Origin of the sequence: Neorhizobium phenanthreniclasticum (genome assembly GCF_040066075.1) — a bacterium.
Lineage (GTDB): Bacteria > Pseudomonadota > Alphaproteobacteria > Rhizobiales > Rhizobiaceae > Neorhizobium > Neorhizobium petrolearium.
Genome location: NZ_JBEAAL010000001.1, coordinates 133,665 through 147,783, shown reverse-complemented (window position 1 = coordinate 147,783; position 14,119 = coordinate 133,665). Strand labels below are relative to the sequence as shown.

The 14,119-nt window shown below is 61.8% G+C and carries 14 protein-coding genes; 10 read left to right on the top strand and 4 right to left on the bottom strand.

The window, feature by feature from the left end:
• Positions 1–119 precede the first annotated feature (119 nt).
• From ABK249_RS00755 to ABK249_RS00740, 4 genes are all read right to left on the bottom strand, one after another.
• Positions 120–1,100 carry a Bug family tripartite tricarboxylate transporter substrate binding protein gene (locus tag ABK249_RS00755; RefSeq protein ID WP_348861925.1) on the bottom strand — a complete coding sequence of 327 codons (981 nt, stop codon included), beginning with the start codon at positions 1,098–1,100 and terminating at the stop codon, positions 120–122.
• Between the two features lie 214 nt (positions 1,101–1,314).
• Positions 1,315–1,815, bottom strand: coding sequence for a cupin (locus ABK249_RS00750; protein ID WP_037159821.1), 501 nt, complete (start codon positions 1,813–1,815; stop codon positions 1,315–1,317).
• 43 nt (positions 1,816–1,858) lie between these two features.
• Positions 1,859–2,149, bottom strand: a complete 291-nt coding sequence (locus tag ABK249_RS00745) for a DUF3175 domain-containing protein (RefSeq protein ID WP_037158181.1) — start codon at positions 2,147–2,149, stop codon at positions 1,859–1,861.
• 66 nt (positions 2,150–2,215) lie between these two features.
• Positions 2,216–3,208 (bottom strand): LacI family DNA-binding transcriptional regulator, encoded by a 993-nt coding sequence (locus tag ABK249_RS00740; RefSeq protein WP_037158179.1) that lies wholly within the window; start codon positions 3,206–3,208, stop codon positions 2,216–2,218.
• A gap of 197 nt (positions 3,209–3,405) precedes the next feature.
• Between ABK249_RS00740 and ABK249_RS00735 the strand changes: the two genes are divergently transcribed.
• From ABK249_RS00735 to uxuA, 10 genes are all read left to right on the top strand, one after another.
• Positions 3,406–4,194 (top strand): 6-phosphogluconolactonase, encoded by a 789-nt coding sequence (locus ABK249_RS00735; RefSeq protein ID WP_320443005.1) that lies wholly within the window; start codon positions 3,406–3,408, stop codon positions 4,192–4,194.
• On the top strand, positions 4,187–4,966 hold the full coding sequence (locus ABK249_RS00730; RefSeq protein WP_348861924.1) for an SIS domain-containing protein: 780 nt from the start codon (positions 4,187–4,189) through the stop codon (positions 4,964–4,966). The genes ABK249_RS00735 and ABK249_RS00730 overlap by 8 nt, the downstream gene beginning before the upstream one ends.
• Before the next feature lie 2 nt (positions 4,967–4,968).
• Entirely contained in the window at positions 4,969–6,108 is a 1,140-nt protein-coding gene (locus ABK249_RS00725; protein WP_348861923.1) for an N-acetylglucosamine-6-phosphate deacetylase, read from the top strand.
• Positions 6,105–7,355, top strand: a complete 1,251-nt coding sequence (locus ABK249_RS00720) for a neutral/alkaline non-lysosomal ceramidase N-terminal domain-containing protein (protein ID WP_348861922.1) — start codon at positions 6,105–6,107, stop codon at positions 7,353–7,355. Before ABK249_RS00725 ends, ABK249_RS00720 begins: the two co-directional genes overlap by 4 nt.
• Positions 7,356–7,460: 105 nt before the next feature.
• A complete protein-coding gene (locus ABK249_RS00715) occupies positions 7,461–8,762 on the top strand; it encodes an ABC transporter substrate-binding protein (protein WP_037158167.1) in 1,302 nt (433 codons plus the stop codon).
• 73 nt (positions 8,763–8,835) lie between these two features.
• On the top strand, positions 8,836–9,723 hold the full coding sequence (locus tag ABK249_RS00710) for a carbohydrate ABC transporter permease (RefSeq protein WP_227702081.1): 888 nt from the start codon (positions 8,836–8,838) through the stop codon (positions 9,721–9,723).
• On the top strand, positions 9,720–10,616 hold the full coding sequence (locus ABK249_RS00705; RefSeq protein ID WP_200884013.1) for a carbohydrate ABC transporter permease: 897 nt from the start codon (positions 9,720–9,722) through the stop codon (positions 10,614–10,616). Before ABK249_RS00710 ends, ABK249_RS00705 begins: the two co-directional genes overlap by 4 nt.
• 4 nt (positions 10,617–10,620) lie before the next feature.
• On the top strand, positions 10,621–11,844 hold the full coding sequence (locus tag ABK249_RS00700; protein ID WP_348861921.1) for an AGE family epimerase/isomerase: 1,224 nt from the start codon (positions 10,621–10,623) through the stop codon (positions 11,842–11,844).
• 4 nt (positions 11,845–11,848) lie between these two features.
• The gene (locus ABK249_RS00695) at positions 11,849–12,916 is read left to right on the top strand and encodes an ABC transporter ATP-binding protein (RefSeq protein WP_037158154.1); all 1,068 of its coding nucleotides are present in this window, start codon (positions 11,849–11,851) and stop codon (positions 12,914–12,916) included.
• A gap of 20 nt (positions 12,917–12,936) precedes the next feature.
• Complete coding sequence (gene uxuA, locus ABK249_RS00690; RefSeq protein WP_348861920.1) at positions 12,937–14,112, top strand: mannonate dehydratase; 1,176 nt, start codon at positions 12,937–12,939, stop codon at positions 14,110–14,112.
• Positions 14,113–14,119: the final 7 nt, after the last annotated feature.

Sequence of the window (14,119 nt, the reverse complement as noted above, 5' to 3'; positions counted from 1 at the left end):
TGGGACTAGCTGGGGCAGTGCCGACAGAAGGGGCGGCTAACCTCTAAAAAAGCAACAAAGAAAAAGGGCCGAAGATTTACCTTCGACCCTTTTCCGCCTCCGTCCCCACGAAGCTTTACTTATTGTTTCTCGATCTTTCCGATCTTCGCCCACTCTTCCCAGCGCTTCACGTCCATGGTCGCATAGTCGAGAGTGGCCTGCGGACTGTCGAGCGTCATCGGTTCACCACCATTGGTGCCGACGAACTTGCGGGCATCGTCGCTGGTGGTGACCTCGGTCATGACCTTGTGCATCTTTTCGAGGATTGGTTTGGGCGTGCCTTTGGGTGCGGCCAGGACCCACCAGATACGCACGTCCACATTCGGCACGCCTTCTTCCTCGAAAGTCGGGATATCCGGGACCGATGAAATACGCTTTGCCGTGCTGACGGCAAGGATGCGCAACGTGCCGTCACGCGAGCGGGCCAGCCCGAAGACCGGATCACCGACCATGTAGTCGATCGCCCCGCTTGAGAAATCGTTCAGCGTATCTGCGCTGGTCTTGTAGCGCACCTGCAGGGTATCGAGGCCGCCGGCATTGGCCTTGTACATCTCGGCAAGAATGGTCGCCGGAAAGTTCGGCGTGGCATAGGATGCCTTGTCGCCCTTTTCCTTCATCGCCTTGGTCAGGTCGGAAATATGCATATAGGGGGACTTGGCGTTCACCAGCATCATGAATGCCTGGCTGAAGACCGGGGCGACGTAGTCGAAATCCTTGAGCGGATCGTAGGGCGGATTCTGGAAGACGTGCGGAGCAGCGGTGAACTGGTCGGCGCTGCCGATCAGCATCGTATAACCGTCCGGTTTCGCGTTCTTCAGCGCGACGACCGAAAGGCTTCCGAGACCGCCCGGCTTGTTCTCGACGATGACGGTCTGCTTGAGCGCCTCTTCGAGCTTCTTTGCGAAAAAGCGGGCATAGACGTCCGCACCGCTGCCGGCGGGGAAGCCTGCAATCAGCGTGATCTGCCTGCTGGGATAATTGTCCTCGGCTGCGCTCGCGCCACCCGCTGACAGGCATGCGGTAATCATCAGCGCCAGGGCGCTTGCGAGAAAGCGGTTCACTGCACTCTCCTCCTAGAGTCAGTCCGGCACATCAAGGGCGAGGCCGGAAAGTATGACGCGAGACAGTCTCCTCCCGTTCGCGCTCCGGTATAAGGTAGCCATATATTTTGAGGAGCGTCAAACAATCTCCCTGCGGGAAAATGCGCTCCGGCTTAAATCTAATGGCCTGAGCGGGTCCGCTTATGACGTCGTGTTCCGATGCTCGTTTTTTGGCCTATCGGCGTGCCCAGAACCGCTTCAGCGCACCGTTTTCGCCTTCCACCGGATCTGTGGCGGGAATCGGAAGATGTGCAATTTTTTGCAGCTGGGCCTCGCTTGCCGGGCCGGTCTGGATATCCGGATGCTGGCCGGGTGGATAGGCGCCGACCACCAGGAAATCGCGGCTCGCATCGATCCGCTTGTGGCCGGTTCCCGCCGGCAGCACGAGGCAATCGCCGGCGTTGACGCTGAGTTCCACGCCATCCGGCCCGCCGATCAGAAGCCGCGCCCGGCCGGCGGCGATGCCTAGCACTTCGTGGGCGCCGGTATGGTAATGCTGGTAATCGAAAACGCCATTGCGCCAGGTTCCCTGCCAGCCATTCTTGCTGAAACACGTCTCGAACTTGGGAGCCATCTCGCCTTCCGCCGGGATCGCGTTGCGATAGATGAGCACCGGCAGGCCCGGATGGTTCGGCACCTGGCCGCTGGGTTCAAGGAAGATGGTGTCGACGGTCATGGCAGCGGCGGGTGCGGCAGGATCAAGGCTCGGCGGCACGGTTTTAATGCTTCGGGTCATGGCCGAAATCCTTGCGCAACTCATCCTTGGCTTTTTCCAGCGTTGCGCGCCGTGATTTGGAAAGCTGGCCACCGGCGCGATTGATATAGAAAGTCAGCATCGACATGGCCGAACGGAAGGGATTCGACTTGCGCCTCTCGCTGGTTTTGGCCGAATGTTTCAGCGAATCTGCAATCTTCTTGGGGCTGCGCGATTTGAACACGCCCTCCTGAAGGTCCATGGCATCACTGTGTTCAGTCACATCCTGCGACCATTTCTTTTTCTTCTTGGGCATCAACGCCTCCCGCGAAAGGTTGGAATGCTTCCCAAACCTGTCCCGCGGGCCAAGGTTCCCGGTGCTTTATCGCAAGGCTGCCGTCGTGTTCCGCACCACGAGATGGGTTTCCAGTACATAGCGCACATCACGGATGGCGCGTGATTGCAGCATGTCGAGCAGCAGCGAGACGGCAACGCGGCCTGCTTCCATCGAACGGTTGGAAACGGAAGTGAGGGCCGGATAGGTGACGGCTCCGAGCACGTCGTCGCAGCCGATCAGGCTGAAATCGCCGGGCACGCTCACATGTTTTTCGGCAAGGCCGGCAAGCACGCCCTGTGCCGTCAGGTCGTCAAAGGCGATCGCCGCCGTTGCCCCGGTTGCAAGGATCGCACCGACGGCGTTGCGTCCGGAATTGTAGCTCGGCAGCACGGCCGGCACTGTCTCGGCTTCGATACCCAGGCTGGATGCGGCCGCCCGCACGGCGGAACGCCGCTGCTTGTTCGACCAGGAGGTCGAGGGACCGCTGACATAGACGATCTTGCGATGCCCGAGCTTGGCCAGATGCTCCACTGCCTCGTGCACGCCGGAACCGCTGTCGATCAGCACGCGTGGAATGCCATCGAGGTCGCGGTTTATCAGTACGAGCGGCAATTTCCCGGCATGGGCGCGGATGCGCTCGTCGGAAAGACGCGAGGAGGCGAGCACGAGCCCCTCCACCTGGCCCGCGAACCGGCCGACCAGCTTGTCCTCCTGCTTGGGGTTTTCCTCCGTATTGCCGAGGAAGATGCAGAAGTCGGAGCGGTCGGCTTCCAGCTGGGCAGCCCGGATCATCGGCGGGAAGAAAGGGTTGGCGATATCCGGCACGATCAGCCCGACATTTCCGTGGCGGCCGGTGCTGAGCGCCCGTGCCGTATGGTTCGGCACGTAGCCGAGCGCTTCCGCCGCCTTCATGATCCGCTCGACCGTTTCGGGCGAGAGCATGTCCGGCCGCGTGAAGGCGCGCGAGACGCTGGAACGCGCCACGCCGGCCGCCTCCGCGACTTGGCTGATGGTGACGCCCTTGGCTCGCTTGATCATGGATTCTGGAAACTCGCCCGTTTTGAACCCGACTACCACGAATCCTGAAGCTCCATCAATTCAAGCCCGAAGACTGCCATTCATCCACTTGACATGCAACCGGTTGCATGAAAATCTTTCATCAACAAGAAAAAGGGACTGCACCGGATGCGGAAGCGCATCTCCCGGTCGCTTGAGATGAGGATATGGAGACCGCATTGAACCTTGCCACCGTCCTTCGCCCTTCGCCGAGAACGCGGCAGACCTTCGATCGGCTTGTCGTCGAGAGCTTTGCAACACGGGCCGAGATGGGGATTGCTGCGGCAGCGGATATTGCGGCTGCTTTGACCGAGCGTCTTGCCCGTCAATCTGGTGTGAGGATGGTGTTTGCGGCCGCCCCCAGCCAGGCGGATATGCTGGAGGCGCTCTGCGCCAAGCCGGGCATCGATTGGAGTCGCGTCACAGCTTTCCACATGGATGAATATATCGGGCTCTCACCGTCTTCGCCCGCCCGTTTTGCCAACTGGCTGGACGCGCACGTCTTCGGCAAGCTGCCCTTCGCAGCCGTTCATCGCATCACGCCGGAGCCGGATGCTGCGACCGAGGTCCGCCGCTATGCCGACCTGTTGAACGAGGCGCCGATCGATTTCGTCTGCCTTGGCATCGGCGTCAACGGCCACATCGCCTTCAACGACCCGCCGGTTGCGGATTTCGCCGATCCGCTGGACGTCAAGATCGTCGAGCTGGACGATGTCTGCCGCCAGCAGCAGGTCGATGACGAGTGTTTTCCCGATCTCGCCTCCGTGCCTCACGAGGCGATCACCTTGACGGTGCCGCGCCTGCTCAGAGCCGACCGGCTGTTCTGCGTCGTGCCGGGCGCCGTCAAGCGCGATGCCGTTTCGAAGACGCTTTACGGTCCGCTGACCACCGAATGCCCGGCGAGCGTCCTGCGCTACCACGCCGCATGCACCCTCTATGTCGACAAGGACTCCGACCCCGATGCCTGACAAGACCGTCATCGATGCGGATCAGCTCTGCGAAGGTTATTTCGCCTCGACCCAAGCCTTGATGCGCCGGGTGCTGGAGGAGGAAAAGACTCCGCTCGATCAGGCGGCTTCGAAGCTCGCGGATCAGATCGCCGCCGACCGTCTGGTGCATATCTATGGCCCTGGCGGCCATTCCAACCTTGCCTCGCAGGAGGTTTTCTTCCGAGCCGGCGGACTGATGCATATCAGTGCCATACTGGACGAAGGCACCTTGCTTTCGAACGGGGCATTGCGTTCCATGGCGATCGAACGCACGCCCGGTTACGGCAAGGTGGTGATCGCCAACCAGCGGCTCGGCGAAAACGACCTGCTGATCCTGGTGAATGCTTACGGGATCAATGCGGCGCTGATCGATGCGGCGCTGGAGGCGCGTCGGCGCGGCACATTCCTGATCGGCATCAGTTCCCGTGAGCATGCCTCGAACACGTCGCCGGATCATCCGGCGCGGCATCCGACCAGGCAGAATCTGCACGACGTCGTCGACATTGCCGTTGACTGCAAGGTACCGATTGGCGACGCGGTGGTCGCCGTGCCGGGCATGAGCGAGAACATCGCGGCGATCTCCACGTTCGCCAATGCTTTCACGCTCAATTGCCTGGTGATCCGCACGGTCGCCAAGCTTGTCGAGCGCGGCATCGAACCGCCGGTCTGGCGTAGCGGCAACGCGCCGGGCGGCGACGAGGCGAATGCCCGTTTCATCGGCAAATTCCAGGGGCGGGTGAGGGCGCTCTGACCATGATCGTCGACGGTATCGATCCCCGCACCGGCAAAGGTATCGCGATCGAGATCGCGGACGGCAGGATTTCCGCCATCCGCCCGGCAGAAAACACCAGCTCGCATTTTCTCTCGGCGGGTCTCGTCGACCTGCAGGTCAACGGTTTTCGCGGCTTCGACCTGAACAACGGCGAGGTGACGCCGAAAATCGTTCTCTCACTTTGCGAAGAGCTTCTAGGCGTCGGCGTGACCACATGGCTGCCGACCATCATTACCGCCTCGGAGGAAGCGATCCTCCAGGCGTTGGAAGCCATCGCGAAAATCCGTGCCGGCCATCGGTTGATCGCTGAAATGGTGCCGGGCGTCCATGTCGAAGGCCCGTCGATCTCAGACAAGGACGGCCCGCGCGGCGCGCATCCGCTGGAGCATGTCCGTCCGCCTTCGATTGCGGAATTCGATCGCTGGCAACAGGCCTGCGGCAATCTCGTATCCATGGTGACGATCGCGCCGGAACACGATGGCAGTAGCGACTATATCCGCGCTCTTGCGACGCACGGTGTTCATGTCGCGCTCGGCCATACGGCCGCGACACCGGAGCAAATCCATGCGGCGGCGGAAGCAGGTGCGGTGCTCTCCACCCATCTCGGCAACGGGGCGGCGGCCATGCTGCCGCGCCATCCGAATTTCATCTGGGCGCAGCTTGCCGACGATCGGCTGACGGCGAGCTTCATCGCCGACGGCTGGCACCTGCCGGCTGATACGTTCAAGGCCATGCTGCGCGCCAAAGGCATCGATCGGGCGATCCTTGTGTCCGACATGGTGGCGCTCGCCGGCATGCCGCCCGGCGGTTATGACCAGCCGGTCGGTGGCCGCGTCGAGGTTTCGCCGGAGGGCCGCATCAGTGTCGCCGGCACGCCCTATCTCGCCGGCGCCAGCCTGCCGCTTTCCGCCAATGTGGCGATCGCCGCCGACATGGCGGGCATTCCGCTGGCGGATGCCTTGGTTCTGGCGACCCAAAATCCCGGACGTTTCGTCGGCGGGCGCGGAAGGCTGGAGGTCGGTGCCCGTGCCGATCTCATCCGCTTCGACTGGTCGGAAGGCGAACGTGAGTTGAAGGTTCGCGAGGCCTGGGTTCATGGCGAGAAGGCGTTTTGCGGATGATCCGAGCCGGTGCCGCCAGCGTCGATATCACGCCGCCGCCAGGTCTTGCCATGTCCGGCTTTGCCGCCCGAAGCCTGCCGGCGAAAGGTGCGCATGACGCGCTGACGGCGCGGGCCGTGGTGATCGGGGAAACGGCGGTGGTCGTGGCCGATGTCATCGGCATCGACGCGGCCATGAGCGCCCGGATCAGAAAGCGCTGCGTGTTGCCGGCGGAAAATGTCGTGGTCGCCGCGCTCCATAATCACGGTGGTCCGGTTTCCATGGCCGGCCGGCTCAGCATTGCCGCCGACCCCGCTTACCTGGAGCGGCTGGAAGATGCCTGTATCGCGGCCGTCGACAAGGCCGCCGCGGCGCGTCAGCATGCGACGATGACGATAGGGCGGGGAAGTGATCCGGGGATTGCCCGCAATCGCCGCCATCCCGGCGGGCCGGTGGACGCCCCCCTGCCGCTGCTGCGTATTCGCGACAAGAACGGTGCCATGATCGCGGTCGTAACGGCCTATGCCTGTCACCCGGTCGTGCTCGCCGCCGACAACCTGCTCTGGACGGCAGACTATCCGCATTTCGTGCGGCAGGCGCTGGAAGAAGCCTATCCCGGTGCGGTCGCGTTGTTCATGACCGGCTGCGTCGGAGATACCAATACCGGCCATTCGGCGCATGCCTCGATCACGCTCTCGGCCAATCCGGACCGGACTTTCGAAGCCGCAGAACGCATTGGCCGCAAGGTCGCCGAGGCGGCCCTGGCAGCCTCGGAGCAAACGATTTCCGGCACCGCTACAGCGCGAAACGGCACCGTCACCCTCGGTTTTCGGCGACGCGAGACGGAAGCGCCCGAAGTTCTCGAAAAACGCTGGCGGGAAGAAGCTCTGACGGCCGAGCCTGCCCGTAGAAGCCTGCTTGGATATTGGGCTGAATGGGCTCGCGCTGTCGCGTCTGGTGAGCCCGAACCGCTTTCCGCCCGCGTTACCGTGCTCGACTGGGGCGGTGTGCCGGTCGTGGCGCTGCCCGGCGAGATATTTGCCGAAACCGCGCTTGCGATCCGTGCAGCAATCGGTCCCGAAAAACCGGCCTTCGTTGTCGGTTTTGCCGACGACAATCCGGGCTACATCCCGCCTTCAAGTGAATTCCTGCACGGCGGTTATGAGGTGGATGAGGCGCACCGCTATTACGGTTTGGCGGCAACGTTCGCGCCGGGCTCCGCCGAGACGTTGGCCGCCTGCGCCATCGAGCTTGCTGCCGGCAATTGAGGAGAGTGAACACATGATTTCCACTGCCACGAACAGCCATCCGATGCTTGACACGCAACCGGTTGCATGAGAGTTTTTTTGTCAACAACAAGAGGGAACAGGGACATGAAAAACGCATCAGTAAAGAACAGGATTTCCACCCGCGCGCTGCTCCTGAACGCGGTATTCGGCGCCGCTCTGCTGTCCGGCGTTTCTTCCGCTTCGGCCGAGACGCTGACGGTCTGGAGCGGTTATCCGGAAATGGCGCCATTCTACGAGCATGTCGCGCAGGGTCTGAAGGCTGCCCATCCGGACCTTGAGGTGAAGGTCGAGGCGATCGCTCTTCGCGAACATGAAAAGCGCGTGGCGCTCGGCCTTACGGGCGGGCAGGAAGGTGTCACCGTCATCGAGCTTTCCGGCTCGACCGCGACCCGCTACCTTGAGAACGATCTTCTTCCGGAAGCGCCGGACGATATCGCGACTTTCGTGAAGGACCCGAAGAACTTCGACAAGTTCTTCAGCGACACGGCAAGCTACGACGATACGGTTTATGGCGTGCCGCTCTTCCGCGGCCAGGGTGCACTCTTCTACAATACCGACATGTTCAAGGTTGCAGGCCTCACCGAACCGCCGAAGACGATGGAAGATTATTCCAAATATGCCGAGAAGCTGACCCAGCGCGACGCTTCCGGCAGAACGACCGTTTCCGGCTGGAGCCTGCGTCTTTCCGGCGGCGGTCAGGGCATTGCGGAAAAATTCTGGATCAACATGCATCAGTTCGGTGGCTCGATCCTGGTTCCGGCCGGTGATGGCAAGTGGAAGACCAATTTCGCCAACGAGGCCGGCCGCAAGGCGCTGAAGCAGTATCTCGAGAACATCTTTACGCTGAAGACCGTGACGCCGGAAATGCCGGCTGACGCCGATGCCTTCGAGCGCGGCCAGACGGCCATGTTCATCCGCGAATCCTGGGTGATCGGCGATATCGCCAAGAAGGCACCGGATCTGAAATACGCAACCGCGCCGCTGCCGAAGGGCTCGATCGCCCTGCCGACCAACCTCTACGTGGCCGGTGACGATGCGGACATAGGTTGGGAATTCGCCAAGGCGACCAATTCGCCGGAAAACCTCGTCTGGCTGCTTGAGAATGTGGGCTGGCTGCCCAACCGCTCGGGCGTCGATTATTCGAGCGTGACCACCAAGCAGCCGGCTTTCGCGGCCTTCGTCGATTATCCGCAGGGGTATGAGTTCTTCACGCTGCCGTCGATCGGCCCGATCGAGGAAATCCTGACCCGCGTAGCGGCGCAGCTTGTCGTCGCCTTCGGAGATGCCTCTATGGCCGGTGACGACGCCAAGATCGACGCCTTCCTGAAGAAGGCAAGCGATGAGGTCGACACGATCCTCGATCGCGAAGGCCTGTTGGCGAAATAATCGCTTACCTGCCACTCGCCAATTGCATCCGCCCGGGGCATCATCGTCCCGGGCGCTCTTCGGGGATGACCATATGCTGAAGCGCAAAAGATTCATTTTTGCGATCCTCGCGATCCTGCCGACGCTGGCGATCTTCGCCTACGTGCGGCTCTATCCGATCGCCGACACGCTAAGGCTCAGCCTTTTCAAATGGGACATCCTCTCGAAGCGGAAGCCGTTCATCGGCCTCGCGAATTTTCGCGAACTGATGGGCGACCACCTGTTTCTCGACGCGCTTGTCAACACGACGATCATCGCTTTTGGCGTGCTGTTGCTGACGATCCCGATGGCGCTCGTCATCGCCGCGCTGATCTTCCATCGCACGCGATCGCGAATGGCGGGGTTCTATGAGACCGCCGTCTTCATTCCCCATGTCGTCTCACTGGTGCCCGCCGCGATGGCTTGGAAGTGGATCTTCGACGCGCGGCTCGGTCCGCTCAACGCCCTTTTGACCTTTTTCGGCATCCCGGCGCAGAACTGGCTGTTCGACCCGGTTCTTTCAGTCATCTGCATCATCGTGCTTTGCTCCTGGCAGGCGCTGGGCTATGCGGTGCTGATCTATATCGTCGGCTTCAAGAACCTGCCGGTTTCTCTCTACGAAGCGGCAAAGCTCGACGGCGCCTCCGGCCCACAGAGCTTCTGGCATCTTTCGATCCCGATGCTGAAACCGATCACGCTCTATGTCTCGGTCGTGACGCTGGTATCCGGCTTCAACGTCTATGCCCAGGCTTTCGTGCTGGCATCCGACGCGCAAGGCGCGCCTGGAAGACAGGTTCGCGTGCTGGTACTCGACATGCTGGAAAACAGTTTCCGCAACTACCGCGTCGGCTATGCTGCATCGGAAGCCGTGGTGCTTCTGGTCATCGTGCTTGTGCTGACGCTGATCCAGTTCTCGATGCTGCGGGAAAGGGGCAAGGCATGACGACCGATATTGCGACCATTCATGTGGAGCCGACGCCGGACGAGCTTGCCGAAGGCCGCCGCCTGCGCCGCAGGAAGCGTCTCACCAATCTCGCGATCGATGCTTTCCTCATCGTCGTCTCGCTGCTGATGCTGTTGCCGCTCGTCTTCCTGGTGGCGAACGCCTTCAAGACGCCGGCCGAAATGCTTGCCTGGCCGCCGACCATCATCCCTCGCGATCCGACCTTGGAGAATTTCTCGGCCGTGCTCGGCGAGACGCCGCTCCTGCGCTGGATCGGCAACAGCCTCGCCTTCGCCATCCTTTCGACGCTTGCCATCGTCGCGACATCGGCGATTGCAGGCTATATCTTCGGAAAATTCCGCTTCGGAACCTTGAACGTCATTTTCGCACTGTTCCTCGCGACGGCGATCGTACCGTTCGAGGTCTACATGATCCCGCTCTATTTCCAGGCAAAGAGCCTCGGCATCCTGAATTCCGTCTGGGGCCTGCTGCTCGGTTATCTGGTGATGAGCTTCGGCATCTTCCTGATCCGCCAGAACGTCATCCATTCGATCCCGGACGAGCTTTTGGAGGCGGCGCGTATCGACGGCGCCGGCGAATTCTGGATTTTTCTGCACATCGTCCTGCCGCTCCTTCGCGGCGCGCTGGGCGCGCTTGCAGTGCTCGCCTTCTTCCAGGCCTGGACTGCCTTTGCCTGGCCGATGATCGTCGCCACGACCCGAACGAGCTACACGATCGAAGTGGGGCTGGCGCTCTTCCAGACCGGTTTCACGGTTGATCTCGGCCGCTTGAGCGCCGCTTCGGCGACGGTACTTATTCCTTCGATCCTGCTTTTCGTCATCCTGCGCCGCAACTTCGTGCAGGGTGTCGCAAGCACCGGTTTGAAGGAGTGATGCGATGGATTTCTTCGAAGAAGCGCGTACCGTCTATGCTGCGGCCAATGCCGGCACGCTCTATTGGATGTTGCAGCGGCCGATGCTCGGCGGGTTCCTGAATACCAAGCAGAACAGCCTGACGCTGAAGGATTATGGTCCCGAAGACGGCATCCGCGGCCCGGATTATACCTACGGCTGGATTCAGGGGCGCGGGCTTGAAGCCTTGGTCGGCCACGCCGAGTTCTTTGAGCACGAACTGCCACCGCTCGCCGAGAAGCTGGATACGGCTGGCCGGCACCTCTACGACCTGCTCGCCGCCCTGCAGAAGCCGGACGGCCATGCCTATTTCTGCTACGGCCGGGACATGGTGCCGGTCTATGCGGATGCCGCCGGCACCGTCCAGCCCCAGGAAAGGCCGGCGCTGATCTACACCTATTCGGATGCCTTCGTGGCCAAGGGTCTGGTCGCCGCCGCAAGCCGTTACGGCCTGGCCGGCCTGGCCGACCATCTCGCCTATTTCGACGGGGTGATCGCCTCGATCGAGCACGGCCGTTTCCAGATGGATGAGCGCCGGCCGCTGTCGCTCGACAGCCTTGCTGTGCAGGCGAACGATTTCGGCCCGCGCATGATCCTGCTCGGTGCTGCAGGCCCGCTGAAACGCTTCGGCCATACGGCGCATCTCGCATATGCCGACCGCTTCATCGCTCATGTCATCGACCTTCATTTCGATGCCGGAACCGGGTTACTTCGTAACGTGCCGGGCGAAGATGCCTGCAATGTCGGCCACGGCATCGAATTCGTGGGCTTCGCGCTCGACTACCTTGACGACAATTGCGATCCGGCGCTGATCGAAACGCTGGAACGCGTTCTTGTCTCTTCGTTCCGCAAGGGCTTTGTCGGGCCGGGCATCGCGCTGACCGTCTCGATTGCGACCGGCAAGCCGCAGAGCCTCTATTGCCCCTGGTGGTCGCTGCCGGAGACGATCCGCGCCGCCGCGCTTTGCCACGAGCGCACCCGCAGCGCCGAGAGTCTGGAGATATGGAAAGCGGCGCATGCAGCTTTCTTCGAACGTTATTGGCGCGGTATGCCGCCGATCGCCTACCAGACCATGACGAAAGACGGACCGGCCGATTTCGTCCCAGCCACGCCCGACCTCGACCCCGGTTATCACACCGGCCTCAGCCTGCTCGCAGCCCTCCGCGCCGCCGACCGGCTCAGCCCCCAGACACACGCAATCTCAGGATAAATTCATGGCTTCCGTTGAAATCCAGAATGTCCGCAAGGCCTATGGCGATTTCGAAACCATCAAGGGCGTCTCCGTCGACGTGCCGGATGGCGCCTTCGTCGTGCTGGTCGGCCCGTCCGGCTGCGGCAAGTCCACGCTTCTGCGCATGATCGCAGGCCTGGAGGAAATCACCGGCGGCACGATCCGCATCGGCGGCCGCGTCATCAACGATGTCGAGCCGAAGAACCGTGATATTGCCATGGTCTTCCAGAACTATGCGCTCTATCCGCATATGACGATCGCCGAAAACATGGGCTTCTCGCTGCGGCTGGCGAAGAAACCGAAGGAGGAGATCGCCTCCCGCGTGACGGATGCCGCGCGCATCCTCGGCCTCACCGATTACCTGCAGCGTTATCCGAAACAGCTTTCCGGCGGTCAGCGGCAGCGCGTCGCCATGGGCCGCGCGATCGTGCGCAACCCGAAAGTCTTCCTATTCGACGAGCCGCTGTCGAACCTGGATGCCAAGCTGCGCGTGCAGATGCGCGCCGAACTCAAGGACATCCATGCCCGCATCAGGACGACCACCGTCTACGTCACCCACGATCAGATCGAGGCCATGACCATGGCAGACCGGATCGTGGTGATGAGGGATGGCGTCGTGGAACAGGTGGGCGCGCCGCTCGACCTTTACGACAAGCCGGTCAATACCTTCGTCGCGAGCTTCATCGGCTCGCCGTCGATGAACTTCCTCTCGGCCAAGGTCGCCGAGGATCGTAAATCGGTCGTGACCGAAAACGGTGTTCGCCTGCCGCTCGGCTCCGAAGCCTCCGCTGCCTCCGGTGTTGCGGTCACCTACGGTATCCGTCCGGAGCACCTGACGATTGCCCCGGCAGGGGAAGGCATTCCGATGACCGTGACGAATATCGAGCCGACCGGCTCGGAAACCTTCGTGCAGGGCACGGTCGACGGGCAGAAAATTTCCGCGCAACTGCGCGAGCGGCTTTTCATCAGGACCGGCGAAGTGCTCAATCTGGCGCTTGCGCCCACCAACAGTCATGTCTTCGATGCCGCCACCGGCATGCGGCTCGGCTGACAAGCATAAGGTAAAATACGATGGAACAGACCTGGCGCTGGTTCGGACCGGACGATACGGTAGCCCTTTCGCATGTGAAGCAGGCGGGCGCGACGGGCATCGTCACCGCGCTGCATCACCTGAACGACGGCCGCATCTGGCCGGACGACGAGATTTTGAAGCGCAAGGCGATCATCGAAGAAGCCGGCCTTACCTGGTCGGTGGTGGAAAGCATCATCGTCCATGAAGATATCAAGACCCGCACCGGCCGTTATCGCGAACTGATCGACAACTACAAGGCGTCCATCCGCGCCGTCGCCAGGGCCGGCATCAGGACGGTCTGCTACAATTTCATGGCGATCACCGACTGGACGCGTACCGACCTCGACTATCGCATGCCGCATGGCGGCACGGCGCTACGCTTCGATATTGTCGAGTTCTGCGCCTATGACGTCTTCATCCTGAAACGCCCCGGCGCCGAACGGGATCATCCTTCCGACCGGATCGAAAAGGCGGCGGCGTGGCTGAAAACGGCGAGCGGGAGCGACCTTGCAAGGCTGGAGCGCAACCTCATCGAATGGGTGCCTGCGCGCGAATTCGTCTACGACCGGCAGAGCCTCAACCGCATGCTGGATATCTACAGGGAACTGTCGGAGGATGGTTTCCGCGAAAACCTCTTCGCCTTCCTCAAGGAGATTATTCCGGTGGCCGAAGAGGCGGGCGTGAAGATGGCGATCCATCCGGATGATCCGCCTTTCCCGCTTTTCGGCCTGCCGCGCGTCGTCTGCAAGGCATCCGATGCCCGCGCGCTGCTCGCCGCCGTGAAGTCTCCTTCGAACGGCATAACGCTCTGCACCGGTTCCTACGGCGCCAACCCGGAAAACGATCTGGTCGCCATGGCGAAGGAATTCGGCCCGGATATCCACTTTGCGCACCTGCGCAACGTCACCAGGGAAGGTGACGGCTCCTTCCACGAGGCCGAGCATCTGGAAGGGGATACGGATATGGTTCGTGTAGTGATGGTACTGATGGCGGAGGAGAAGCGCCGCAAGGCGGACGGGCGGGCGGATTGGCAGATACCCATGCGGCCGGACCATGGTCATGCGATCGTCGACGACATAGGCAGGAAGGTCAATCCCGGCTACTCCTGCATCGGCCGGCTGAAGGGGCTTGCGGAGCTACGCGGCATCATGCGGACGATTGAAGTTCTCGGCTGAAACCATT